Annotated in this window: 23 protein-coding genes and 2 tRNA genes; 13 read left to right on the plus strand and 12 right to left on the minus strand. The window is 53.4% G+C overall.

The genetic code is table 11. The annotated features are described in order from the left end of the window. Positions 1 to 118 precede the first annotated feature (118 nt). Entirely contained in the window at positions 119 to 1,585 is a 1,467-nt protein-coding gene (gene glmM, locus CKL79_RS04835; protein WP_121968459.1) for a phosphoglucosamine mutase, read from the plus strand. 111 nt (positions 1,586 to 1,696) lie between these two features. Next, positions 1,697 to 2,386, plus strand: a complete 690-nt coding sequence (locus CKL79_RS04840; RefSeq protein ID WP_121968537.1) for a GDSL-type esterase/lipase family protein — start codon at positions 1,697 to 1,699, stop codon at positions 2,384 to 2,386. Between the two features lie 81 nt (positions 2,387 to 2,467). On the opposite strand, the gene CKL79_RS04845 is transcribed toward CKL79_RS04840, so the two are convergent. Together CKL79_RS04845 and CKL79_RS04850 are read right to left on the minus strand one after the other, a co-directional pair. After that, positions 2,468 to 3,283: an ABC transporter permease gene (locus CKL79_RS04845; RefSeq protein WP_240518667.1), complete on the minus strand. Its 816-nt coding sequence runs from the start codon at positions 3,281 to 3,283 to the stop codon at positions 2,468 to 2,470. A gap of 133 nt (positions 3,284 to 3,416) precedes the next feature. Then, entirely contained in the window at positions 3,417 to 4,685 is a 1,269-nt protein-coding gene (locus CKL79_RS04850) for an AMIN domain-containing protein (RefSeq protein WP_121968460.1), read from the minus strand. A 404-nt stretch (positions 4,686 to 5,089) separates the two neighbouring features. Between CKL79_RS04850 and CKL79_RS04855 the strand changes: the two genes are divergently transcribed. Then, entirely contained in the window at positions 5,090 to 5,674 is a 585-nt protein-coding gene (locus CKL79_RS04855; RefSeq protein ID WP_121968461.1) for a thioredoxin family protein, read from the plus strand. Here the strand turns inward: CKL79_RS04855 and CKL79_RS04860 are convergent. From CKL79_RS04860 to dnaK, 3 genes are read right to left on the minus strand one after another with little or no spacing between them, the layout of a single operon-like run. Beyond that, entirely contained in the window at positions 5,659 to 5,901 is a 243-nt protein-coding gene (locus CKL79_RS04860; protein WP_121968462.1) for a hypothetical protein, read from the minus strand. The genes CKL79_RS04855 and CKL79_RS04860 overlap by 16 nt on opposite strands. Positions 5,902 to 5,945: 44 nt before the next feature. Further along, positions 5,946 to 6,995 (minus strand): J domain-containing protein, encoded by a 1,050-nt coding sequence (locus CKL79_RS04865; RefSeq protein WP_121968463.1) that lies wholly within the window; start codon positions 6,993 to 6,995, stop codon positions 5,946 to 5,948. A 28-nt stretch (positions 6,996 to 7,023) separates the two neighbouring features. Further along, the gene (gene dnaK, locus CKL79_RS04870) at positions 7,024 to 9,882 is read right to left on the minus strand and encodes a molecular chaperone DnaK (protein ID WP_121968464.1); all 2,859 of its coding nucleotides are present in this window, start codon (positions 9,880 to 9,882) and stop codon (positions 7,024 to 7,026) included. Between the two features lie 227 nt (positions 9,883 to 10,109). Here dnaK and CKL79_RS04875 point away from each other — a divergent pair. From CKL79_RS04875 to CKL79_RS04900, 6 genes are all read left to right on the plus strand, one after another. After that, positions 10,110 to 10,192: transfer RNA gene (locus tag CKL79_RS04875), tRNA-Leu, on the plus strand. Positions 10,193 to 10,510: 318 nt separating this feature from the next. After that, the gene (gene gshA, locus CKL79_RS04880) at positions 10,511 to 11,659 is read left to right on the plus strand and encodes a glutamate--cysteine ligase (RefSeq protein ID WP_121968465.1); all 1,149 of its coding nucleotides are present in this window, start codon (positions 10,511 to 10,513) and stop codon (positions 11,657 to 11,659) included. 62 nt (positions 11,660 to 11,721) lie between these two features. Beyond that, positions 11,722 to 12,177, plus strand: a complete 456-nt coding sequence (locus tag CKL79_RS04885) for a tRNA (cytidine(34)-2'-O)-methyltransferase (protein WP_121968466.1) — start codon at positions 11,722 to 11,724, stop codon at positions 12,175 to 12,177. A gap of 1,006 nt (positions 12,178 to 13,183) precedes the next feature. Continuing rightward, on the plus strand, positions 13,184 to 15,004 hold the full coding sequence (locus CKL79_RS04890) for a peptidoglycan DD-metalloendopeptidase family protein (RefSeq protein WP_141242153.1): 1,821 nt from the start codon (positions 13,184 to 13,186) through the stop codon (positions 15,002 to 15,004). A gap of 221 nt (positions 15,005 to 15,225) precedes the next feature. Continuing rightward, positions 15,226 to 15,298: transfer RNA gene (locus tag CKL79_RS04895), tRNA-Met, on the plus strand. A gap of 195 nt (positions 15,299 to 15,493) precedes the next feature. Then, positions 15,494 to 16,318: an SDR family oxidoreductase gene (locus tag CKL79_RS04900; protein ID WP_121968468.1), complete on the plus strand. Its 825-nt coding sequence runs from the start codon at positions 15,494 to 15,496 to the stop codon at positions 16,316 to 16,318. A 91-nt stretch (positions 16,319 to 16,409) separates the two neighbouring features. On the opposite strand, the gene CKL79_RS24145 is transcribed toward CKL79_RS04900, so the two are convergent. The 4 genes from CKL79_RS24145 to CKL79_RS04915 form a co-directional block, all read right to left on the minus strand. Further along, the gene (locus CKL79_RS24145; RefSeq protein WP_205878997.1) at positions 16,410 to 17,231 is read right to left on the minus strand and encodes a cytochrome P450; all 822 of its coding nucleotides are present in this window, start codon (positions 17,229 to 17,231) and stop codon (positions 16,410 to 16,412) included. Continuing rightward, positions 17,218 to 17,775, minus strand: coding sequence for a cytochrome P450 (locus CKL79_RS24150; protein WP_205878998.1), 558 nt, complete (start codon positions 17,773 to 17,775; stop codon positions 17,218 to 17,220). Before CKL79_RS24150 ends, CKL79_RS24145 begins: the two co-directional genes overlap by 14 nt. Before the next feature lie 31 nt (positions 17,776 to 17,806). Further along, entirely contained in the window at positions 17,807 to 18,040 is a 234-nt protein-coding gene (locus tag CKL79_RS04910; protein WP_121968469.1) for a response regulator transcription factor, read from the minus strand. 151 nt (positions 18,041 to 18,191) lie between these two features. Beyond that, positions 18,192 to 18,389: a hypothetical protein gene (locus CKL79_RS04915; RefSeq protein ID WP_121968470.1), complete on the minus strand. Its 198-nt coding sequence runs from the start codon at positions 18,387 to 18,389 to the stop codon at positions 18,192 to 18,194. 240 nt (positions 18,390 to 18,629) lie between these two features. On the opposite strand from CKL79_RS04915, the gene CKL79_RS04920 reads away from it, so the two are divergent. From CKL79_RS04920 to CKL79_RS23760, 3 genes are all read left to right on the plus strand, one after another. Continuing rightward, positions 18,630 to 19,166: a Dps family protein gene (locus tag CKL79_RS04920; RefSeq protein WP_121968471.1), complete on the plus strand. Its 537-nt coding sequence runs from the start codon at positions 18,630 to 18,632 to the stop codon at positions 19,164 to 19,166. 115 nt (positions 19,167 to 19,281) lie between these two features. Then, complete coding sequence (locus tag CKL79_RS04925; protein WP_121968472.1) at positions 19,282 to 20,049, plus strand: ChaB family protein; 768 nt, start codon at positions 19,282 to 19,284, stop codon at positions 20,047 to 20,049. A gap of 218 nt (positions 20,050 to 20,267) precedes the next feature. Next, the gene (locus tag CKL79_RS23760; RefSeq protein ID WP_121968473.1) at positions 20,268 to 20,450 is read left to right on the plus strand and encodes a hypothetical protein; all 183 of its coding nucleotides are present in this window, start codon (positions 20,268 to 20,270) and stop codon (positions 20,448 to 20,450) included. Positions 20,451 to 20,659: 209 nt separating this feature from the next. On the opposite strand, the gene CKL79_RS04935 is transcribed toward CKL79_RS23760, so the two are convergent. From CKL79_RS04935 to CKL79_RS04945, 3 genes are all read right to left on the minus strand, one after another. Further along, positions 20,660 to 20,896 carry a hypothetical protein gene (locus CKL79_RS04935; protein ID WP_205878999.1) on the minus strand — a complete coding sequence of 79 codons (237 nt, stop codon included), beginning with the start codon at positions 20,894 to 20,896 and terminating at the stop codon, positions 20,660 to 20,662. A gap of 332 nt (positions 20,897 to 21,228) precedes the next feature. After that, positions 21,229 to 21,411, minus strand: coding sequence for a CsbD family protein (locus tag CKL79_RS04940; RefSeq protein WP_121968474.1), 183 nt, complete (start codon positions 21,409 to 21,411; stop codon positions 21,229 to 21,231). A 170-nt stretch (positions 21,412 to 21,581) separates the two neighbouring features. Beyond that, positions 21,582 to 21,764 carry a CsbD family protein gene (locus CKL79_RS04945; RefSeq protein WP_121968475.1) on the minus strand — a complete coding sequence of 61 codons (183 nt, stop codon included), beginning with the start codon at positions 21,762 to 21,764 and terminating at the stop codon, positions 21,582 to 21,584. 192 nt (positions 21,765 to 21,956) lie between these two features. Between CKL79_RS04945 and CKL79_RS04950 the strand changes: the two genes are divergently transcribed. Beyond that, positions 21,957 to 23,132 carry a DUF389 domain-containing protein gene (locus CKL79_RS04950; RefSeq protein WP_121968476.1) on the plus strand — a complete coding sequence of 392 codons (1,176 nt, stop codon included), beginning with the start codon at positions 21,957 to 21,959 and terminating at the stop codon, positions 23,130 to 23,132. The last annotated feature ends 21 nt before the right edge of the window (positions 23,133 to 23,153 follow it).

Raw genomic sequence — 23,153 nt, forward strand, 5'->3', positions numbered from 1 at the left:
ACTTAAGACGGTGATGTGAGCAGTCGCTCTAGCAGCGAACCTATTTGCAATTTAACTTTGCAATCTAATTTTGCAATTTAATTTTGCAATTCAATTTGTAGTATCAGGAGTGAATGGAATGGTGAGTTCTCCAGTTAAAAGCAGTCGTAGCCCGGTCCGGAGCCTGGATTCGATAGCGGCAGATAGATACACTGTGCAGCCGCTGCCGCAGTCGCCGCTGTTTGGCACCGATGGCATTCGTGGACAGGCGGGCACGCTGCTAACCGCGCCGCTAGCGACCCAGGTCGGCTTTTGGGCTGCTCAGGTGCTGCGCTGCCACGGTGAAAGCGGCCCGATTATGCTCGGTCAAGACTCTCGCAACTCTAGCGATATGCTGGCAGCGGCCCTCTCTGCCGGGCTGACCTCTGCCGGGCTCGAAGTGTGGAATCTGGGGCTCTGTCCGACGGCCGCTGTCGCCCATTTGGCTGCAGAAGGCGCTGGCGGCATTATGATTTCGGCCAGTCACAATCCGCCCGAAGACAATGGCATCAAATTTTTTGGCTCCGATGGTACCAAGCTATCTAGCCAGGTTCAGCGGCAGATTGAAGCGGCTTTACGTGGTCAGGAACTACCTGCCGACTTAGCCATCTCCCAGATGACAGCGCCAATCGCCTCAGCCCAATGGGGCCGGATCTTTCAGCGCCCCGATCTGGTCGAGCGCTACGTTAGCTTTTTGCATCAGCCTTTTCAGCCTCATCCCGACTTGAGCGGACTGCGGATTGTGCTCGACTTGGCATGGGGGGCAGCCACGCGGGTGGCGAAGCAGGTATTTGAGGCCACGGGCGCAGAAGTGGTGATTTTGCATGGGTTGCCGGATGGCGATCGCATCAATGTCAACTGCGGCTCTACCCATCTGGGCGCACTGACGACAGCAGTAGCTGAACTCAACGCCGATATCGGCTTTGCCTTTGATGGCGATGCTGACCGGGTGATGGCCGTTGATGGCCAGGGCCGGGTGATTGACGGCGATTATATTTTGTATTTTTGGGGGCAAACTCTGCAGCAGGCGAGCAAACTGCCTAACGATACGATCATCTCTACCGTGATGGCCAATTTGGGCTTTGAGCGCGCCTGGGAAAAGCTGGGCGGTACGCTGGTCCGAACCCCTGTGGGCGATCAGCACGTCTATGCAGAGATGGTCAGCCAGGGGGCCATGCTGGGCGGTGAGCAGTCGGGCCATATCTTATGTCACCACTACAGTCTGACGGGTGACGGCATTTTAACGGCTTTGCACCTGGCAGATCTGCTTAAGCAGGCGGGATGTTCCTTGCCTGAGCTGGTAGCGCAAAGCTTTGAAACCTATCCGCAGCGGCTAGAAAATGTGCGGGTAGAAGATGCTGCCGTGCGCGGCAATTGGCACACCTGTGAGGCTGTGCAGCAGGCGATCGCCCAGGCAGAATCGGCGATGGGCGATCAGGGCCGGGTGCTGGTTCGCGCTTCGGGCACTGAGCCGCTGATCAGGGTCATGGTAGAAGCCGCGAATAGGGAACTCGTCAATCACTGGACAGATACGCTAGCCGCTAAGATTTCTCAGCATCTGGCATAGGTGTCTGGCTCAAACTTTACCGCTACTTTCTACAGCCCGGCGGCAGCATGAAGATTTGCGAAGCCGTTTAAAATTGTGCTATCTCTGGTTAAGTTTTTTAATCAGATTGCTATGGCGGCAACTCTCCCTCATTCTCCCCTTATGCGGGCAGTCAGCGCTCATCCTAAAAAAGTGATTGCGATTGGCGATAGCCTGATTTACGGCTATGGCGACGGTGAGGGCGGTGGCTGGGTAGATCGGCTGCGCCTCTGCTGGATGAACCCGGAGCAGCCAGGGCCGATCTTCTATAACTTGGGGGTGCGCGGTGATGGTGTGGCGCAAGTGGCTAGACGGCTAGAGCGGGAGTTTTGCGATCGCGGCGAACTGCGCCACCGCACACCCGACATTTTGATCCTGTCGGTCGGTCTCAACGATTCGGCCAGAGCCGGACGCCCGAATGGAAGACCGATGACCGATTTAGCCAGCTTTGAGCGCGATCTGGCGCATCTGCTGGACCGGGCCAGTCAGCTCTGCCCGGTATTTTTTGTCGGCATGACGCCGGTTAACGAAGCGGCGATGCCCTTTGCCAATATCCTCTACTTCAGCCGCGCCGACCAAATTCGCTATCGCAATGTCACCCGTCAGCTCTGTGAGGCTTGCCAGACTCCCTACCTGGATCTGCTTGAGCAGTGGAGTCAGCAGAGCGATAGCTGGGTGCAAAATCGCCTCTGCGCCGATGGCATTCACCCTAACGCGACTGGCTATCGCACTATTTTAAAAACCGTGCAGTCATGGCAGCCGCTGATGCGGGCTATTCATTAATCCCTACAGGTCACAAAGTTAGATCACAAAGTGTTTAGTCATAGGGCGTTGAGTCATGGGTGATCCCCCCATAGGCATTTATCAGTCCTGCTGATTGGAGAACTGGTATGCGCCGTAAAAGGCGAGCAGAATAGCGAAGCCGAGCAGGATAGGAATAGTGAACCAGGGGAATTCGGCTAGAGGCTTGTAGGCTACTGCTCGCAAGCCAATCGTTGTATAGGTCAATGGCAGCGCATACACAATTGGCTTGAGTGCAGCAGGCAGCGTCGCCGGGTCAAAAAAAGTACCGCCCAAAAAAGACATCGGCACGATCAGAAAATTGTTAAATAGCCCGACGCTTTCTAGCGACTTTACGTTCAATCCGACAATCACACCGAGCCCGGCGAAGACCGCACAGTTCAAAATAACTAGCAGAAAAAACAGCGGATTGATAAAGCTCCAGATCTTGCCCGTAAACAGCACCGCTACCAAAATCACCGCCGAAGCCGTCATCAATCCACGGACGATGCCCGCCAGCATTTTGCCTAAATGCAATGCCAGCGGGTGAATCGGGTACAGCAGCATTTCTTCAAACGTCTTCGAAAACAGTCGCTCGCCGCAAATTGAAAAAGTGGTACCGCCAAAGCTGATCACCATGGATGAAAGCGCCACCATACCCGGCAAGATAAACTCCAGATAAGTGTCTCCGGCAGTGGGCGTACTCACCTGATCTAGAGAACTGCCCAGACCCAGGCCAAACGCCAGAATGTAAATCAAGGGTGAGACTAGCCCTGAGGCAGCTACTTGAGGAATTCGCACCCGCAGATCGAGCCAGTCTCCCCAGAAGACCGTGAGCGTATCTGTTAGCAGCGTTCCCAGTGCGAATTGAAAGGATTTGGATGAGTGATGACGACTAATTTTCACAAAAACATCAGTCGGTAGAGCCCGAAGATGACACGACGCTTTTTTACTTATCTATTGTGACGCTATCGGTACCTATTATCCCAGCCTCTCTTCAATCCTATTTGGGTTATCTTTGGTCATCAGAGCGCTAAGGTAGCGGCTGACCAAAGGGAATCGGCTCTGGCCAGCGGCTCGTATTGGCCGGTGTGACGCTCTCAGCCGGAATTTCAACGATGGGTACGTCGGCTTCGACAGGCGCAGCAGCAGCGGTCGGCGGCGCATCCGCTGGTACATTCGCGATCGCGGCAGCATCGGCAGTCGAGGGCTCCGGCATAACCTCTGTCACAACTTCCGGCGCTGTCACAACTTCCGGCGCTGTCGTAGCGGGTCCATCAGCCGGCAAGTCAGCGGGCGCGGCGACCACCGGGATATCGAACTCACTAGCGTCGGTCTCTACTGACGGCAGCGGTTCTTCCGGCAAGCGATCGGCTGCTGGCGGTTCTGATAGAGGGGCCACAGGCTCATCTGTGTCCTCTAAGAAAGGGGGATCAAATGGAAACTCTTCGGTCTCGCTGACGACGATGGCCTCCTCGCTACGGTTGGCAGCGGGCGGGGCGGCTACTGAATCGATGGGCAGGGCTGCTTCATCTGCCGCCGCTGTGTCTGCTGGTATGACTTCTGCTGTCGGCGCGGCGTCTGCTGGTGACAGAATGGCTTCAGCCTGAATAGGTGCCGCTTCAGCCGGTTCGGGTGCTATCGGTGGCCTGTTTATGGGCTGCACGTCTGGTCGCACGTCTATAGGCGGTACCGTGACAGGCTCGCTCAACGGTATGGCTGGCTCTAGCAGCGGTAGTTCTGGAAAGTCGGGGATCTGGGCCAAATCTGCTGGCGAAAGAGCGATCGCCGACGGTGCAGTCGTCAGTGCATCGGCAGTCAGTGCGTCGGCAGTCAGTGCGTCGTCCTCGCCGTCGCTAGTCAGTGCCGGGCGAACTTGCCACTGCTGCAATCCTTCAGCCGTACCCGTCGGTACAGCGCTCTGAACGTCGGCTAAAACAACGCCCTCGGCAAATTCTACGACCATCCAAACAGTGTCTGGGGTAGCCTGCTCTAGCACGATGCTTTCCACAATGCCATCAGCCACAGTTTGAGCAGCAACCTCGCCCACTTGCGTATTGGGCAGCTCTACCCGCAGCCGGTTGGGGGCTAAGACTGAAAGCGTAGGCGCGACATTGGGCGGTAAGCTCAGGGTGAGCGATCGCGCCTGAGAATCGTAGCGCCACGACTCAAGCTGGTCGGCCTGAGCTGGCATGATCCCGGCTCCTGCTATCAGCACAGCAACCGATGCGCCCCAGCCCCAGCGAGAAAACTGCTTTAAAAACTGCTTGAGCTGATTGCTACGCGCCAATTTCCTGCCCATGAACGGTGCTTTCCATCAAATAAATTAAGTGTAAGGATACGCCAAATCTCAAAAACGGGATATGTTAGATTTCAGGAAGTTGTCGGCACTATCTAAGAAAATTGCTACATTTCGGTGATCAATTCGCCATGATAGAGACGGCGTCTCGGCTCAACGGCGGATAGACCCGCCAATTAGCGGCTGACACGGCCCCTCCTTTATCGGCGCAATCGCATGGAACTTCACGACTTTGGCTTACTCATTCTGCTGCTCAGCCCTGGGCTACTGCTCTCGGTCTTAGTCATGGCTGCAATGAGCGCTGGCGGCTAAAACGCCATGCCCGGCTGCGTCTAAGCGGCCTTTAAATCGGTTCAGCTGAGCTGATTTCTCTTTATTAAACTGATACTTCCCTTCTCCCTTTATCTATGGTTAGAACTGAATCCACCATGCTGCCCCTGGGCACCCCGGCCCCCGCATTTACCCTGGAAGATGTGGTCTCAGGCGAGACCGTGTCACTCGATACTTTTGCGGATAAAAAAGGGCTTCTGGTGATGTTTATTTGCCAGCACTGCCCCTTCGTCAAGCATGTTGAAGACGAACTAGGGCGCATTGGGCAAGACTACGTTCCGCAGGGTCTCGGCATCCTGGCAATTAGCGCTAACAGCATCGAAAGCCACCCGCAAGACGATCCCGACAATATGCGCGAGCAGGTAAAGCGGGCAAACTTTAACTTTCCCTACGCCTACGACGCCACTCAGGAAGTCGCCAAAAGCTATACTGCCGCCTGCACGCCTGACTTTTTCTTGTTTGACAGCGATCTTAAGCTAGCCTATCGCGGCCAGCTCGACGACAGCCGTCCCGGCAACGATAGGCCTGTAAACGGCGTGGATCTGCGAGCTGCGCTAGATAAAGTCGTTGCCGGTGAGCCGCTGCCCGAAGCGCAAAAGCCCAGCATTGGCTGCAATATTAAGTGGGTACCGGGAAAGGAACCAGCCTACTTTGGCGTTTGAGCAGGCGCTGAAGACTCTAAAAATGAGGGAATCACTTCGCACGGCCCCTCTTCTGCGTCATACATAGCTGGTAGGGGGGCTCGTGGGGTAGCGGGTGACCAGGTTTCAAAGTACGTCTGCAACGCTGCGATGATCGCATCTGCCGGTTGCGCGATGCCCTGCTCGTTTTGATACTCCTGAAGCTGGGCTCTTAGCGACTGTGGCATATCAACCGTCAATGTTTGCATGAAAATACCTCTTGGGCGTTTACGGAATGGAGAAGCCTGCCTTTCTACACCGGCAGATTGGCTCTTGGATCAAATCGCTCAATGTCTCGCAGCTCTTGATACAAAGCTTTTTCCTCATCGTCTAGCACGGTTGGAATAGCGACTTCTATTTCTACAAACTGATCGCCGTACAGATCTGGCCCGATGGGGTAGCCTTTGCCGGTTAGCCGCAGCCGCTGCCCTGATTGCACACTGGGGGGAATGATCATATTTACCAGTCCGCCTAAGGTGGGTACAGCAAGGGTGCCTCCGAGTACGGCTTCGCTGGGTGTGATGGGCAATCGGCAGTACACGTCACCGTCTTGCAGTGTGAAATAGGCGTGTGGCTCTACTTCAATTCGCAGATACAGATTGCCGCCGCCAATGCCCTGACCTTTCAGACGAATGCGCTGACCGGTGACCATGCCCGGAGGCATACTGACTTCGAGCGATCGCCCATCTTCTAAGCGAATGCGCTCTCGTCCGCCCGCATAGGCTTTTTCTAAAGGCACGGTCAGGTCGGCCTCGGCATCACGGCGCGACGGCGAGGCTGGTTGCGTTCTATAGTTGGGCCTGCGGCTAGTGGGTTGGCCAGATCGACTGCTAGATCCATTAGTTCTTTCTGCTGACCGGCCATTCGATCTGCGCTCAGACGTTACGGTCTCTTCAGTAGCGGCTGTAGAATCGACCCAAGACGAGGTAGTGGGGTCAATCGGCTGATGTCGTCTCAGCAGCTGCTCAACAAAGTTATCGAAATCTTCAAACGCACTGTACTCGGCATTCTCTAGCGAGACCGGGCTGTTGGCTCGCGGTTTTTTGCTGCGTTTGCCCCATCCTTTAAATCCTTTTTGGTTCCAGAAGCGACTGTACTCTTCATACTGTAAGCGCTTGTCGGCATCTGAGAGCACGTCATAGGCTTCGCTGAGCAGCTTAAACTTCTCCTCAGCAGCTTTATTGCCAGGATTTAAGTCAGGGTGATACTGCCTGGCGAGCGAGCGGTAGGCGCGCTTAATTTCTTCAGCAGTCGCCTCTTTGGCAATGCCTAGAATTTCGTAGTAATCCCGAAAATTTTGCATGAACGAAAGCGTATCGTACTACGAATCTTTAAAACCACTCATCTTCGTTGCTCCAGTTGTCCTCTGTAGAGCGAGGACGGTTCTCCGGAGGAGCCGTTTCTCCAACGCGGTCATAGCCTGCTGGGTTGTAGCGATCCTGCCGGTAGCGGTCCTGCTGGTAGCGGTCCTGCTGGTAGCTTTCGGGTGGATAATCTGCTGGCGGATAGCTTTCGGGCGGGTAGCCTTCGGGCGGATAGCTTTCTGGGGGGTAGTCACTGCGTCGATAGTCTTCTGCCCGGCGAGCTGAACTGCCGTTAGCAGCGCTGCCATTGGCCCGGCCCCGATCAGACGGGCGCTCATCGGGGCGAGGCTGATTGCTGTAGCCTTGGCGATCATCAGCCGGCGCATAGTCACCTGGCGCATAGTTTTGGCGATCGCTGTCTGAAGCATATCTATCTTGGGCATACCCATCTGGGGCATAGCGGTCTTGACTGTAACTGTCAGGGCTGTAGCTATCTTGAGCATAGCCATCCTGAGCATAGCTGTCCTGGGCATACCGATCTTGGGCATATCGGTCTTGAGCGTAGCCACTCTGACCATAAGCATCTTGAGCGTATCGATCTGCAGGATAGTCACGTTGCCCAGAGTCGGCCCGGTCAGCGCCACCACGGTCATAGGGCTGGTCTTGACGATAGCCCTCTCGGCTGTAGCCCCGATCAGAACTGCCCTGGTAGCCGTCCGGTCTGGCCCCGCCTGCACTGCCTGCACTGTAGGGCTGATCATCACGAACCGGATTCTGACTTTGGCCTGAGCCCGCGCTGCGTGAGTTCTCCCAGTCGTCGTCCCAATCATCCCAACTGCTGCCAGCGCTGCTGCTGCCACGATTCCATGCCGGTGAATCCCACTGAGCTTGGCGATCCCAGCTATCGGCATAGCCGTTGGTTTGATAGCCAGGAGAATAACTGCCATTGCCGTAGCTACCGCCGCCAGAGTTATAGTCACCTGGGCGGTAGTAGTCGTCATCTTCGCCCGAGAACGCTCGCTTCAGGGTGCTGCCGATCTGTCCTAAGATGCCCTCGCCGTCTTCGTCTATGTCGTAAAGGTAGGCTTCGCGGTTGAGTTCGTAAACCTCGTTTTGCAGGTCTGACTGGGTGATATCAATGCCGCGCTCATCGGCTTGCTCCAATGCAGCCCGTAGCTCTTGCACTAGGCTCTCGATGCGGCGACGGCGATCGCGCGCAAACTGCATCCCAAAGTCAATCGCCACCTCTCGCAAGACCCGCTCTGCTTTAAAGGTGAGCGTTTCTGCCCGGTTGCGTTTTTCAATTCGCTCACGCTGCAAACGGTCGGTCGCAGCATTTTCTTCAGCCGCGCGAATCATGCCTTGAATGTCGGCCTCAGATAGATTCGACGCTTCTTGTACGGTAATGCTCTGCTGTCTGCCGGTAGTCTTATCGAGGGCCGACACCTGCAAAATACCGTTGGCGTCAATATCAAAAGAGACCTGCACCTGCGGAATGCCGCGCGGCGCAGGCGGAATGCCCATTAGCTTAAAGCGGCCCAGTGACTTATTGTCTTTGGCCATCTCGCGCTCGCCCTGCAATATATGCACTTCGACGACGGTCTGATTGTTTTCAGAAGTCGAAAAGGTGTCTGAGCGGCGCACCGGGATCGTCGTATTCCGAGGGATCAGCTTTTTCATCACGCCGCCAATGGTCTCGACGCCCAGTGAGAGGGGCGACACGTCTAGCAGCAAAATATCTTTGACTTCTTGCGTCAAGATGCCGGCCTGAATTGCCGCGCCGACCGCCACGACTTCGTCCGGATTGACGTTGCGGTTGGGCTCACGGTTCATCACTGAGCGCACCAAGTCTTGTACCATCGGCATGCGGCTCGCGCCACCGACGAGCACCACTTCGTCTACCTGGCTGGGAGTGACGTTGGCATCGGCTAGAGCCTGCTTGAGCGGGCCGCGCATCCGGCTGACGAGATCGCTACAGAGCGACTCGAACTGCGATCGCTCCATCTTCGTTTCAATATGCTTAGGCCCATCTGCCGTGGCTGTGATGAAGGGCAGATTGATCTCGGTAATGGGCACACCGGAAAGCTCGATTTTCGCTTTTTCGGCGGCTTCGCTGAGGCGTTGCAAGGATTGGCGATCGCGCCGCAAGTCCACCCCTTCTGCCTTCAAGAAATCTTCAGCTAGCCAATCGACAATTTTCTTGTCAAAGTTCAGACCGCCGAGCTGCGTGTCGCCACTGGTAGAGCGCACCTCAAACACGCCATCGCCTACATCTAAGACAGACACATCAAAGGTGCCGCCGCCCAAGTCAAACACCAAAATTGTCTGGTTGTACTGCTGGTCTAAGCCATAAGCCAGCGAAGCCGCCGTCGGCTCATTGATTATTCGCATTACCTCTAAGCCCGCCACTCGGCCCGCGTCGCGAGTTGCCTGCCGCTGCGCGTCATTAAAGTAAGCCGGTACGGTAATCACTGCGCCTGTCACGGGCTGGCCTAAGTACTGCGCAGCTTCTTCGGCTAGCTTGCGCAAAATCATCGCCGAAATTTCTTCGGGCGCAAAGTCTTTATCAAGCCGGGGGCAGCGAATTTTGACATTGCCTGTCTCTGCCCGCCGCACCGTGTAGGGCACCCGCTTAGAATCGGGTGACAGCTCATCGTACTTGCGCCCGACAAAGCGCTTGACCGCATAGAACGTATTTTGAGGATTCAGCACCGACTGGCGACGGGCCATCTGGCCAACCAGCTTTTCGCCCTCTTTGCTAAAGGCCACCACCGATGGCGTTGTCCGCATGCCCTCTGCGTTGGCAATGACGACGGGTTTGCCGCCTTCCATCACCGCCACTACAGAATTCGTCGTGCCGAGGTCAATGCCAACTACCTTACCCATCCAATCGGTTTCTCCTCATCTGAGATATCGTTGAGATACCCGTAGCCTTCCTTCATTTCCTTCATCATAAGCGCTCTGCGCAGTCATCGCCTGTGATGACCGGCGGCAATGCTCAGGCAAATTTACCGCCAATTAGCCCTTACTCTACCTTTCAGCGCAGTCCGCTGGCGAATCCTTGGATCAACCTTACATCTGCCACACATTTATTGCTACTATTATTACCCGACGCGGATGTGGCGGAATTGGTAGACGCGCTAGATTTAGGTTCTAGTGTCCTCGTGACGTGAAGGTTCAAGTCCTTTCATCCGCATTGATTTCATGCAAAATACTCAAAACGGCTGCACTTCAGAGATCTTGACGCCTCTGGGCGTAGCCGTGTTTTGTATCAATGGAGCGTCAAAAGAGTATTTAAGGCTACACCACAGACACAGATGGGTTGAGACATTGACGCTTTATACTGCTTTGGCGGGTTGATGCGTCAGTGACCAGCCATTGATACGGCCTTTTCATTGGGCCTTTTGAACCGTCATTTTTGACACAGTTTTAAATGCCCCTATATATAAGGAGAAGATCTGATAATTTTCTCCTGTAGATGAAGCGCTGATTTCACATAAGGACTCTAACTACTGTGCTGCTATCCAAAGGTTTTGAAGTCGAAATGTACACCGGTACGCCCGCCGGAGAGGTCGTTGGGTTTTCGGACAAAATCGTGGCTGAGCTAGAGGGATTTGTCCGCGAGCCCGATGCGCGCAATGTGGAGTACACGACCGCGCCCTTTTGCCGGTATGAGCATTTACTGTGCGAGCTGGTCAAGCCTCGGGTGCGGCTGAGAAACTACCTGAAGACGCTGGGCGACTATACGATCATTCCAGGCAGCACGTTGCCGCTCGGAGGAGCCGATGTTTTTCACCGCTCAGATCCGAAAAATCCGTATCACACTTATATAGAAGAAACCTACGGCACCGACGTGGTCACCGCCAGCATCCACATCAACGTGGGTCTGTCAGATCCAGAGCAGCTGATGCGCGCCTGCCGTCTGATTCGGGTAGAAGCGCCGTTGTTCTTAGCGCTGACCGCGTCTTCGCCCTTCTTTGATGGCAAGATCACGGGCTTTCACTCCACTCGCTGGCACCTGTTTCCGCAAACGCCTGCCCATGTGCCGCTGTTTGAAAGTCACCTGCACCATATTTGCTGGGTAGAAGCGCAGCTCGCGGCAGGTACGATGCAAAGCGTGCGTCACTTGTGGAGTGCGGTAAGGCCGAATGGCGATCGCCGCCCTTACAATCTCAACCGCCTGGAACTAAGAATCTGCGATCTGGTAACTGACCCGCTGCATCTGCTAGCGGTAACCGCTCTACTAGAAGCGCGAATGCAGCAGCTACTAGCCTCTCCCGAACTCGATCCGCTAGAGAGCAGTCAGCTCAGCGCCCATACCCGCAGCGAAGATCTGCTGGCGATTACCCTAGAAAACGAGCAGGCCGCTGCTAAAAACAGCCTTGATGCAACGCTGCGGCACTGGCAGACAGGTCAGCCGATCATTGCCCGCGACTGGATTAGCCAGATCTATAGTGAAGTGCATCCGGTGGCCCACCGCTCTGGTATTAGCTGTTTTTTGACGCCAGTTAAGCAAATTTTGAAAAATGGCAACCAGGCTCAGCAATGGCTTGCTCAGGCCGAACAGACGAATCCAACTGAGGTGATTCAGCAGGCGATCGCCAATATGCAGCAGCAGGAAAGCCAGCTCGCTCAAGATATTTGTCAGCCGGTGGCCGCTTAGTCTCATCCCGGACTATGTCAGATTGCCCCACTTAGTCGTTTTTCAGTATCTATTGCTGGTCTATGCCGCAAGTTGTCCTCGTTGAGCCTGAGATTCCGCCCAATACGGGCAATATTGCCCGCACCTGCGCGGCTACCGGGACGCCGCTCCATCTGGTGAGGCCGCTGGGATTTGAGCTGAGCGATCGCTATCTCAAGCGCGCTGGCCTGGACTACTGGCCCTATGTCGATCTGCATCTGCATGATTCGCTCGCAGATTTTTGGCAACATGCCCAAACCGAAGGCGGTAGGCTAATTGGCTTCAGCGCCCGGGGCACCCATAGCTATACCCATCTCACGTACCGGGCCGATGACTGGCTGCTGTTTGGCTGCGAAAGCCAGGGCCTACCGCCTGCTGCTGTCGAACGCTGCGATTGGCTGACGACCATTCCGATGAATAAGCAGCATGTCCGCAGCCTAAATCTTTCGGTGAGCGCGGCTGTCGGTCTTTTTGAAGCTCTGCGTCAGACCGGTAGCTAAGGCGGCTCATGAAAGGTATCCCTACCGATAGCCGACTGTGAGAGGTGGAGCGGTCGTCTATCTATAAATTGCATATATATAGATAGAGATTTCTAATTAGCAGTCTGCACAATGCTGATGAATGCTCTATGTTTGGGGGCAAAATTTTTCCCATCGTCTTCGCCTGCCCCAGAGCGCTGCCTCAGAGCGCTGCTTCTAAGCGGTCACTTCCGAAAAGGACTTGCCGCTAGCGCATCGGTCAAAATACAGAAGTTGGGCTCCGTAGTAGCAATTGTCAGGTTGCATTTTGTCACTTTGATCTGACAAAATCCTCCGCATGGTAGATGCCACTCATCAAGAAATCTTGAAATCGAATGAATTTACTGTCAAGATTGGACTTTATTGAATAAGTATTTCATATCATCTACGGCTTTGTTGATTACTCGTCGTTAAGCAACAGCGATTTCCTGTGGTTTTTACGGTAATTTGCTAAATCCCTCTTTCCATAAGGGTTGCAGGCGACGCTGACAGGTCACTACCCAAATTTTCAAGATTACACACGGCATTCCAAAGGTCGCCTGATTCGGAGTGTGCCAAAAAAACGATTGGCTCGTGACCAATTCGCCAAAAACCTAACCATTACAAGCGCTTCCGATTTGTAGGCGATCGCCCAGACGCACACTTAAATCCGTAAGAATACGGATGAAGTTTCAGGAATATAGCGCTCCGAGTATCTAGAACCGGTCAAAGCAGGGTCAAAGAAGTAAGGATTGAAATTAGGGTTAAGTCGTGTAAACTTGCCTAAGGTCAGACAAGCGACTAGTTTGTTGACTGGCATTGAGTACATAACGGGTAAGCTGATCCCACGGTCGAACCCGGATGTTCTTAGCGCTAGCAAGAGCAGCAATGCTGTTATCGAAGATTGTTGGATGGCCAATCGAACATCTGTTACGACGATTTGGTACTAACGGTTAAACGCTGATCATTAGGAGGTAATTCCTTGAAAAAAGAAATTTCACAGGAACCTATGTCTGATTCAAGTCATTCATGTATTCCAGCAGTTGGTGAGGGTAGTCCCTCTAGCAGCAATCGAGTTAAGTCGGCTGCCATGTTGGGTATCGCACTTTCAGTAGGGGCATCTGGGGCCTTTGTCTCTCAAGCAGACGCTGCCGCTGCAGTCTCCGCCCCTACCCCTTCTGCTACCACTGAGGTTTTTTCAAGTGATTCCCAAGTTTCAGCGGCTGCATCAGCTGAAACCGCCGCTGCGACGGCGATACCACAGCCAATCACGGGCTACCACACCGTAGCGTCAGGTGAGAGCCTGTGGCAGATTGCCCAGCAGCACCAAGTCGGGCTCCGCGACCTGAAGACTGCTAATGCACTAGCACCAGAGACCTCTATCCGAGTGGGTCAGGTATTGAAGGTTCCAGATAGCGCAGACAGCAGCGAGGCCGTTGCCCCCGCTCAGTCCCAGTCAGCTCAGCTAATTGCGGGTATCACTGCTGACGAGCAGGCTGTCCAAGTTTCCGATCCGCTGCTCTCGGCTCAATCCGCTGGTGAATCTGTAACGCCAACGGCAGAGAGCAGCCAAGCTGCTGTCAACGGAGCACCCAGCGCCCCGTCTGAAGTGACCGCCAGCGCGCCAACAATGGCGATTGAAATTGCAGATGCTTCCATAGCAGATGCTTCCATAGAGAGCGCAGCTACAGCGTCGGTTCCTCCAGTAGTTACCGCGCGCTCAGCATCGCCTACATTCAGCCAGTATCAGGTTCAGTCGGGCGATACCCTGGGCAGCATCGCCGCTGACTTAGAGACCACCTCAGACGAACTCATTCGCGCTAATGGGCTGAACGACCCTAACGTTATTTTGGCAGGCGCTACGCTGGTAGTCCCTACGGAGACAGCGCCAAGTTCGACTAAGAAAGTAGACACCTCTGCCGGTAGCGCTGATAGTTTGCAGCAGCAGTCGCATCGCGATCAGCGACTGGCTCATTTGCGCAGCACCGCCACTTCCCCGGATAGTGCTGGGCTTTTAGAAAACTTACGCAGCGCATCGCCCGAGGAGCCAGTTAGCGTAGGCGGCGAGCTCTCTACTGAAGCTGACCTGCTAGCGGCTGATCGCTCAGGCACAATGGCTGTAGATCCTTATGTAGCCAATCTGCTAGAAGAAGTTCAAAAGATTCGCGTTCAGTCAGTGGCCACTTCAGAGGCAGAGACAACTGAAATCGCAGCGGAACGGCCATCTGTAGCTCCTGTGGCTGACGCCGCTAGAGAGACCTCATCGCCACGAGTGGCCTTAGCGCCAGCAGCGCCCCCCACTGAAATAGACGCTGACCTATTGGCAGCTGCGCCCCTCAGCCCGGATGCTTATATTCCGGCACAGCGCTCTAGTGCTGGTCAGGTAGTCTCGCCAGGCATGCCGATTTTGCCGGCAGAAGGCGAGTATTTGCCTGAAGCGCCTGACTATTTTAATGGCTACATTTGGCCAACTCAGGGAACGGTTACCTCAGGTTATGGCTGGCGCTGGGGTCGCATGCACCGGGGTGTCGATGTCGCCGGACCTGTCGGTACACCGATTGTCGCGGCAGGTGCAGGTGTCGTTCAGCAGGCAGGCTGGAACTCTGGCGGCTATGGCAATCTTGTTGAGATTCGTCACCCAGATGGCAGCATGACTCGCTACGCGCACAACAATCGGCTGAACGTGAGCTCGGGCCAAAGTGTCAGACAGGGTCAGCAAATTGCTGAGATGGGTAGCACCGGCTATAGTACGGGGCCTCACCTGCACTTTGAAGTGCATCTTAACGGTCAGGGCGCTGTTAATCCGGTGGCCTATTTGCCCGGTCGCTAGATCTAAATCTCAGCTCATGTGAGCGATCGCTGCTAACTAGACGCTGTATGAGTAAAAGCACCTAACCTCGGGTGCTTTTGCTTGATTACTGCCGGTTAGCAGCTTTTTATGATCAGGCCAATGTCTGAATAGTCGCTGAGAAAGTCTTCTTTTTGAAGACAATTGATTTCGTGTTACATTTATTGGGCTGCAATTTTCAAGATGCCGATGCAGCGTTTCAAGGCTCTGTAGCTCAGTGGTTAGAGCAGGGGACTCATAAGCCCAAGGTCGCAGGTTCAAATCCCGCCAGAGCCATTTAAGTACTTGTTGATTGCTTGCTGATTGCTAAAAATTGCCTACGCCAGGTCAGTCGATTCTAATGCTGTCGGCGGCGGCTATTTCTTACCGCAGTCAGAAGATTTTGTTCGCTTGATCACCCACCATTTACGTAGACATAGCTGGCGACAGGTTCGTCGGTTTTACAACATTGCGAACTTGTTTGGGTGAATTATGAAAATTGCGTTGGTGACAGGCGGATCGGAAGGTATTGGGAAGGCGATCGCTGAGCGGCTGATTCAAGAAGAGTATGACGGCATTGCGATCGCAGCTCGCACGCCCGAGAAGTTAGTCGCTACCGCCAGCGAGCTAAAAACCCGATTGGCAACGCCAGTGATGCCGATACCGACAGATGTTCGCGATCCGCAGCAGGTGCAGCAGGCGGTGGAGCAGGTGCTGGCAGAATTTGGCCAGATCGATCTACTGGTTAACAACGCGGGCATTTACAGTTCTGGCCCCGCAGAAGAATTTAGCCTGGAAGACTGGCATCAGGTGATTGACACTAACCTGTGGGGCTATATCCACATGATTCATGCGGTGCTGCCTCACATGGTGGCCCAGCAGTCGGGGGCAATTGTGAATATTTGCTCAATTGCGGGCAAAGTGCCGATGCCATATTTAGTGCCTTACACGACCAGTAAACATGCGATCGCTGGCCTCAGTCAGTCACTAAGCGCCGAGCTTGCCCCTAAGGGAATTCATGTCTGCGCCATCTATCCCAACATTATTCGCACAGGTTTTCCAGAAAAAGCTGTCATGCGGGGTAAAACTTCAGAAGATAAAACAGCCCGCCGTGAGCAGCTAAACCAAACGTTGGCCATGCCATTTATTGAAAAGCCCGAAGATGTTGCCGAGGCAGTTTGGCAAGCGTTGACAAACCAAGAGAGTGAGCGCTTACCGGGTAGTGCAAAGCTGATGGGCGGAATGAACGCAGTGTTTCCTAAAGCTACTCAGTGGATGCTGCGAACCATTTTTCAAAACAAAGACAAGTCTGCCTGAAGAATAGCCCGGAGAAGATTGTTGTTTAGTCAAATAGTTGTCTGACAAATATTTCTCTTGCAAAATTTGCCTCCTGCTAGCGCTTACCGGACTAACGCCTGTTCAAGGTTACTTGAATACCGTGTTCTGGCCGCAATGTGATAGAAGGCTGGGGAATGATTTTATGCTCCGGTACCAGCTTCATCTGATACTGTTGCGCCACCGTGGCTAAAATCAAAACCGCTTCCATCAGGGCAAAGCCTTTGCCGATGCAGATGCGCGGGCCGTCACCAAAAGGGAAATAGACCCCCCTGGGTAGCTGTTTTTCTAAGTCACCGAGCCAGCGTTCGGGCTGAAAAGCGTCGGCAGCGTCAAAGTATTTCGGGCTGTGGTGCATAACCCACTGGCTGAGCATAACCACGCAGCCTTCTGGAATAAAATAGTCTCCCACTTCAACATCTTCGACGGCTTCTCGACCGACCAGCGAGACGGGTGGATATAGCCGCATAGATTCTGTGATGACGGCGCTGGCATACCGTAGCTGCGGCAGATCTTCAATAGTGGGCGAGCGGCCTTGAAGTACCTGCTGAAGTTCTTCGTGTAGTTTGACCTCGGCGTCAGGATTTTGAGCGAGGAGCATCCATGTCCAGGAGAGGGCATTAGCGGTTGTCTCGTGGCCAGCGAGCATTAGGGTAGCAATCTCATCGCGGAGCTGCTGATCGCTCATGCCGCTGCCGTCGTCTTCGTCGCGAGCTGCCATCATCATCGAAAGCAGATCACCGGGATCTTCACCACTTTCGCGGCGCTGGCGAATAATCTTGTAAATGGTGTCATCCATAGCGCTGATGGCGTTACGGTAGCGAATGTTTTCGGGTCGGGGAAACCATTCCCAAATCAGAAAGTTTTGACGACGCTTGCTGTCAAACCAGTTCATAGCAACAATCAAGCGCGTGCGCGACGGTCTCTGCTTCGCCGGTAGACACGTCCTGATTGAAGATTGCTTTCATGACGATATTGAGCGTTAGCCGCATCATATCGAGGTGAATGTCTCGGGATTGGTCAGGTTCCCAGGTAGCCAGCATTTGCTCGGTGTAGTCCACCATGATCTGGCCATAGCCTTCGATGCGCCTGCGGTGAAAAACGGGCTGAATCAGGCGGCGTTGCCGAAACCAGGAATCTCCCTCGTTGGTGAGTAAGCCTTTGCCTAAAAGCATATGTAACGCCCGGAAGCCACGGCTTTTGACGAAAGATTCTCTGCCTTTCAAGACCTGCTCAATGAGATCTGGGTGGGTGACCAGGCAGGCGGGTGTGAGACCGAGCCTGAGGGGGACAATGTCGCCATAGTCGCGATCGCATCTCACCAAAAATCCCAGTGGGTCTTCCCCTAGCTCACCCAGATTGCCCACCATCGAGTTGCCAGGTGGCCCCTCTAGTTCGAAAATGTTTTTGCCAGTCTTTTGAGAAGTCTCTTGAGGCATAGATGGAGTCTCCTGTTGGCTGCCTATTCGCCTATGACCAGGACAGGATAGCGCGGATTTGATCAGCTAGCGTCAGTGGGCGAAAGGGCTTGGCATATACAGTCACGACCTGGTCGGGGTCGATGCCGGTCTGAGCGAGGGCTGTACTTTGGCCGTCACCAAAATGACGGGCTGAGTCTGTGGATTGTCCTTCAATCTTTCTTAGGGTAGCGCGACTGTCCATATCTGGCATTATATCGAGCAGGATCAGATCGGGCTGCTGCATGGCGGCGAGATCTAGAGCCTACTGAAGGGTTCTCTCTGCCCAGATTTGTTCCTGGTGCTGTTGAATCATCTGCCGACAAATGGCTAGCTCTATCCTTTTTTTCGAGAGTCGGATTTTGCGAGAGTCGGAAGCGTCAACTTGTTGAAATCTCTCAAAAATACTCTCTAATTGAAATGTCATCGGCCAAGCGAAACAGACGTTCAGCGTTGCTAGTTGCCATTGAGACGAGGACGGTGCGGTGCTCACCCTGGCGCGTCTGACAGTTTAATTCCTGGCGGTAGATCAGCTTAGCCTCGGCAACCTGAGCGATCGCCTCAAGCAGCTCGTCCAGACAATTCCTACACAGCACACTCGCCTGATAGTCGCGCTAGAGACCCTGGCCAATACCTTCGACTACGATAGAATTCTTGAGCTAAGCCATCTTCAGCCGTCCGCCGAGCAGCCATAGCTGCGCTGTGGGGCTTCTAAATTCTTAATATATCTATCTCAAGGTATCCCTCCCCATGCTCAGGCCTCTTCTTTAGAGAGACGCTCAACCCGCCAAAATCTGATGAAATAGAAGAAGTAAAGGACGGAGAGAACAATATATATGAAACCTATCAGCATTGGTTTGAGCGAAGAGCAAAGACAGGGCGTCGTCGATCTACTGAACAAAGACTTAGCCGACTCCTACCTGCTCATCATCAAGACGAAAAAGTACCATTGGGACGTTGTCGGGCCACAGTTCAGAACCCTGCACGAACTCTGGGAAGAGCACTACGAGGCTCTCAGCCTAAACATTGACGCTATTGCTGAGCGGATCAGAGCCTTGGGCGGCTACCCCATTGGCACCGCCAAAGGATTTGTAGAAAATGCTACGCTGCGTGAGCACCCTGGTGACTTGCCCGCTGCCGAAGAAATGGTAGAGCGCCTAGTCAGCGACCACGAACAGGTGATTCGCAATCTGCGTGAGCACATCGATCAGTGTGGCGACGACCACCATGACGAAGGTACAGCCGACTTCTTGACTGGCCTGATGGAGCAGCATGAAGAAATGGCTTGGATGCTGCGCTCCTTCATCGAAGGCACTAGCCTCTCACCGACTGGCCAGCGTGAAACCGACTTGAAGACGCCAGCCGCTGTCTAGGTATCGAATTATATCTTCTAGGCAACGAACTAGGTCTAGGAAATCAACCCTTGGGTGCGGCTGCTCACAGCCGCACCTTGTAGATATCAAGAGCAGATTAACCAAAGGTACCGGCATGGCACAAGCATATAAAGCAGAGCAGACAATTTCTGCTGTTTTCAAGGAGCAGGCGCAGATTGACGGGGTGATTCGTCGTCTTTTAGATCGCGATGTTTCGAGAGATCACATCTCAGTCATGGGTCAAAACTTTCAGAGTGAGACTCGTATCTCTGGATTTTTGACGAAGAAGGACGTAATCCTCGGCGGACTGAGAACGGGTGCTATTTTCGGCTCGCTGTTTGGCTCATTGCTGAGCTTGCTGTCAGGCGTAGGCGTATTGTTTATTCCTTTCGTTGGCCCAATTGTAGCCGCTGGGCCAATTGGGGCAATTTTGCTGGGTGCAACGAGTGGGGCACTAGCCGGTAGTGCGGGTGCGGGATTAGTTTCTGTTTTGATGGCTATCGGCTTGCCAGAGGAGAAAGCAGCCATCTATCAGACTCGCCTGAAGGCAGGCGAATTTGTGCTGATGGCAGAAGTGCCGGCTGACCGTACCGGCGAGTACCAACTGCTAATAGAAAGCGCGGGCGGTCAGGAAATTCATGTAGTTGATCGACCGCTGGCTCGTGCCTGCGAGGGGCTCTGCAGCGGCGTAGAGGGACTGTCGCCCGAGATTCGCAACCACCTTTCGGAGAGTGCTCAAAAGGACTTTGTCGAAAAATATAACGAAGTTTATCGTGAGCATGAAGATTCTCTAGAGTCAGAAAAAGCCGCTTGGGACATCATTCATGAGCGTTACGACGAAGACGATAATGGCGTTTGGTCTAAGCAAAAAGTAACGACATAAGCCGTCACCTATAGTGGATAAGCAATGGAGTAAACTGCTCTTTTGCCTCCACCATTCAGGGCTCTAGTCTTTGGCTAGGGCCTTTTTCAATACCTACTTCAGCCGCTAGTGGTGAAGCGTATGCCTGAAGAGGGACTCATCAATCTACAGGCAGAGGGATGCTGTTTGTAGACCCAACTTTGTAAGATCAGTCCATTCCAATTTAATGAGGTGTTTAAATGAGCATATTAATGGAAGCCATGTCGGAATCAGCGCCATATACTTTGTCGCTGACCACTGTGGCAATTGTAGGCTTTATCGCCGCGACTACCATTGGCTCAATCGCTTGGTACAACTCAAAGCGCCCGGTAGGCTGGGAAGACAAAGAGCGTCCAGATATCGTGCCTGACGTAAAAAAATAATATGAGCAGGTAAACAGCCATCTGTTTGCCGAACCTGAATAACCCATAAAAATGGCTGAAGAAGGATAAACCTCTTCAGCCATTTTTATGGGTTATTTCCAAGTTTAAATGCTCAGAGTTTTTACTACTACTGTGCGTTCTGAGGGCTTACAGGTAAAGCGAGCACAGATTTGCGCGATTTGAGAAAAAAGCGATCACCAAAGTTAGGTTTACTGTTCATCGCTCAAGTCGCCGGGCTCATCGATGTACATTTCAGGCTCGATGGCGTAATTGTTTGTGAGTCCTTCGTTGCTGGTGGTGTAGCCAGCCGTTGTATCAGTGTCGCCCTCTGTGTCTTTGGGTGTTTGCTTATAGTCTGCACCCTCGCGTTTTTTGCGAGCAGCAGTCTCGGCCGGAACAATACCTCTGTCGAAGGTATCTGATTGAGTCTCTTCTGACTTTTCCATGGTTACAGGTGTCCTTTGCTAAACAAGCTTTTTACGGTAGTTTATGTATTGGGTATGTATTCAAAGAGATGCATTCACGGAACAGTATCCCGTAGGCGGCAAGCTTTTCTTTCCTCCCTAAGCCATAAATACAGAAAAATGGGAGTTGTTCTTCGGATTGATTCTGCGGCGGCTGCGCTTTTGCAGGGCAGATAACGCAGCCTTTTTGTGAGCAGTCAGTGAGCAGTCAGTGAGCAGTCACTGGGCACAAAATGGCCCAGACACACTGTGCCTGGGCCGCTCTTAGGAAATTAGAGAACTTGATAGTTCAAGCTTGTAGACGAGGTGAAAGCTTAGTCGATGGCTTTTTTGGCGCTGTCTTTCATGTCTTCTTTAGCGTTAGTAGCAGAGGCTTCTGCTTGCTTGCCCTTGCCTTTCACTTGAGCTTCTTTATTGTCTGTCACTTTACCAGCTGCTTCCTGAACTTTACCTTCAGCATCTTTAGCAGCAGCTTTAGCTTTATCGTCGATACCCATAATGAATATCCTCCATTTATTTGAATTCTTGGACTTCTACATTTTATGTGCTGGCTCTCGGCTTTCCCTCTGCCTTAAGGATATTTCTCGTCAGCCGTAGGTTACATCTTAAAATCTGTTTGAAAAATAGTCAAACAGATGATAGCCGGAGCAGCCTGACTACAAGCTGACTATTTGCTGTTGTCTTTGATATCTGTTTTCGCGTCTTCTTTGTCGACGAGGGCAGCGGCTTCTATCTGCTCGTCTTCACCTTCAGCCTGTGCTTCGGGATTGTCTTGCGCTCTGCCGTAGGCTTCCTTTAGTTTGCCTTCAGTAGCTTTAGCCGCTGCTTTTGCTTTGTCTTCGAGGCTCATGATAATCTTTCTCCCATAGGAGTAATACTACAACTATGATGCTACGTCGTAATATCTGAACAGGACTCTATCAAAGGATATTTTTTCTCGCATCGTAGGTTATGTCTATGAAGGTTATAATGCTATCGACTACAGTTGTCTGTCACCCGGTTGTCTGCCTGCTCTAAAAGGGTTTGCTTATGCCTCGAAAACATGCCCAAAAAAGAGAGTAGCTCGCAGCCAGCGCCTAAACGGCCAGCGCCCACAGGGGATGATCGGCCAGTGGCCCGGCGGCTGCCGATCTTAGCGCTATTACGTCATTACCTACCGCAGCACATTCACCGTCCAATCGTTCGCACGGCTCGCAAGGCCAACCGAGTATGGGCGGTAAACAGCGGTGATTGGCACTGGATGGCGAACAATCCGGTTCCTCTCAAAAGCCTGAATCGCAATTTGTGGCGCAACGCTGAGCCATCTTTTAACTACTACATCATGCTGTTTCTCTCCGGGATGATTTCTGCCCTGGGACTGCTGGCTGGCAGCACGGCGGCGATTATCGGGGCGATGATCGTCGCGCCGCTGATGGGGCCAATCACGGGCATGGCTTTTGCCATTACTATGGGCAACCGCCGGTTGCTGAAGCGATCTGGGCTATCGGTGGCAACCGGCGCGGCGATGACGGTGCTGACGGCCTACCTTATCTGTGTGGTGGTGGGGCTCAATACGCTAAATCCAGAAATTTTAGAACGGACAAGGCCAACTTTGATCGATCTGGCGATTGGCCTGGCAGCGGGGGCAGCGGGGGCTTTTGCAACCACCCGGCGGGATGTGGCCAGTGCGCTATCGGGGGTGGCGATCGCCGTAGCGCTAGTGCCGCCGCTGAGTGTGATTGGCATCGGCCTAGCCTTGGGCTCGCGCGATGTCGTCATCGGCTCGACGCTGCTGTTTTTGACCAACCTTTCTGGCATCATCCTCAGCGGCGGCCTGATTTTTGTCTGGCAAGACTATGGCACCATGAAAAGAGCCCGGCGAGGACTGCTGGCCTCGACGCTGATGATTACGCTTTTGGGCATTCCGCTGGGGCTGGCGCTGCGAGATTTGGTGATAGAAGAGCGGGCACGAACGTCGGTAGGGAGTATTATTCGGCAGGAGAACGATATTTTTAGAGAGACTGACATTCGCAGGCTGCAGGTAAACTCGCGCGGAAAATCCCTGATGGTGACGCTCGAAGTGGCCGCGCCCGCAGGCTCAATCTCGGCAGCGGATGTGGATAGCGTCCATCGTTTTTTAGAAGATAAGCTAAAGCGCCCGGTAAACCTGGCCGTGAGCGTTTTTCCGGTGGAAGCGTTTTCAATTGACCAAACGGCGCAGACTGCTGAGGCTGAATAGCCGCTAGCGTCTCTGTCTGAG

The sequence above is a fragment of the Leptolyngbya sp. BC1307 genome, from assembly GCF_002286735.1.
Taxonomy (GTDB): Bacteria; Cyanobacteriota; Cyanobacteriia; order Phormidesmidales; family Phormidesmidaceae; genus Phormidesmis.

Coding starts and splice junctions, on each gene's coding strand:
- glmM (WP_121968459.1), top strand. CDS start 119: ATGGTGAGTTCTCCAGTTAAAAGCAGTCGTAGCCCGGTCCGGAGCCTG.
- CKL79_RS04840 (WP_121968537.1), top strand. CDS start 1,697: ATGGCGGCAACTCTCCCTCATTCTCCCCTTATGCGGGCAGTCAGCGCT.
- CKL79_RS04850 (WP_121968460.1), bottom strand. CDS start 4,685: ATGGGCAGGAAATTGGCGCGTAGCAATCAGCTCAAGCAGTTTTTAAAG.
- CKL79_RS04855 (WP_121968461.1), top strand. CDS start 5,090: ATGGTTAGAACTGAATCCACCATGCTGCCCCTGGGCACCCCGGCCCCC.
- CKL79_RS04860 (WP_121968462.1), bottom strand. CDS start 5,901: ATGCAAACATTGACGGTTGATATGCCACAGTCGCTAAGAGCCCAGCTT.
- CKL79_RS04865 (WP_121968463.1), bottom strand. CDS start 6,995: ATGCAAAATTTTCGGGATTACTACGAAATTCTAGGCATTGCCAAAGAG.
- dnaK (WP_121968464.1), bottom strand. CDS start 9,882: ATGGGTAAGGTAGTTGGCATTGACCTCGGCACGACGAATTCTGTAGTG.
- CKL79_RS04885 (WP_121968466.1), top strand. CDS start 11,722: ATGCCGCAAGTTGTCCTCGTTGAGCCTGAGATTCCGCCCAATACGGGC.
- CKL79_RS04890 (WP_141242153.1), top strand. CDS start 13,184: ATGTCTGATTCAAGTCATTCATGTATTCCAGCAGTTGGTGAGGGTAGT.
- CKL79_RS04900 (WP_121968468.1), top strand. CDS start 15,494: ATGAAAATTGCGTTGGTGACAGGCGGATCGGAAGGTATTGGGAAGGCG.
- CKL79_RS24145 (WP_205878997.1), bottom strand. CDS start 17,231: ATGAACTGGTTTGACAGCAAGCGTCGTCAAAACTTTCTGATTTGGGAA.
- CKL79_RS24150 (WP_205878998.1), bottom strand. CDS start 17,775: ATGCCTCAAGAGACTTCTCAAAAGACTGGCAAAAACATTTTCGAACTA.
- CKL79_RS04910 (WP_121968469.1), bottom strand. CDS start 18,040: ATGCAGCAGCCCGATCTGATCCTGCTCGATATAATGCCAGATATGGAC.
- CKL79_RS04920 (WP_121968471.1), top strand. CDS start 18,630: ATGAAACCTATCAGCATTGGTTTGAGCGAAGAGCAAAGACAGGGCGTC.
- CKL79_RS04925 (WP_121968472.1), top strand. CDS start 19,282: ATGGCACAAGCATATAAAGCAGAGCAGACAATTTCTGCTGTTTTCAAG.
- CKL79_RS23760 (WP_121968473.1), top strand. CDS start 20,268: ATGAGCATATTAATGGAAGCCATGTCGGAATCAGCGCCATATACTTTG.
- CKL79_RS04935 (WP_205878999.1), bottom strand. CDS start 20,896: ATGGAAAAGTCAGAAGAGACTCAATCAGATACCTTCGACAGAGGTATT.
- CKL79_RS04940 (WP_121968474.1), bottom strand. CDS start 21,411: ATGGGTATCGACGATAAAGCTAAAGCTGCTGCTAAAGATGCTGAAGGT.
- CKL79_RS04945 (WP_121968475.1), bottom strand. CDS start 21,764: ATGAGCCTCGAAGACAAAGCAAAAGCAGCGGCTAAAGCTACTGAAGGC.
- CKL79_RS04950 (WP_121968476.1), top strand. CDS start 21,957: ATGCCCAAAAAAGAGAGTAGCTCGCAGCCAGCGCCTAAACGGCCAGCG.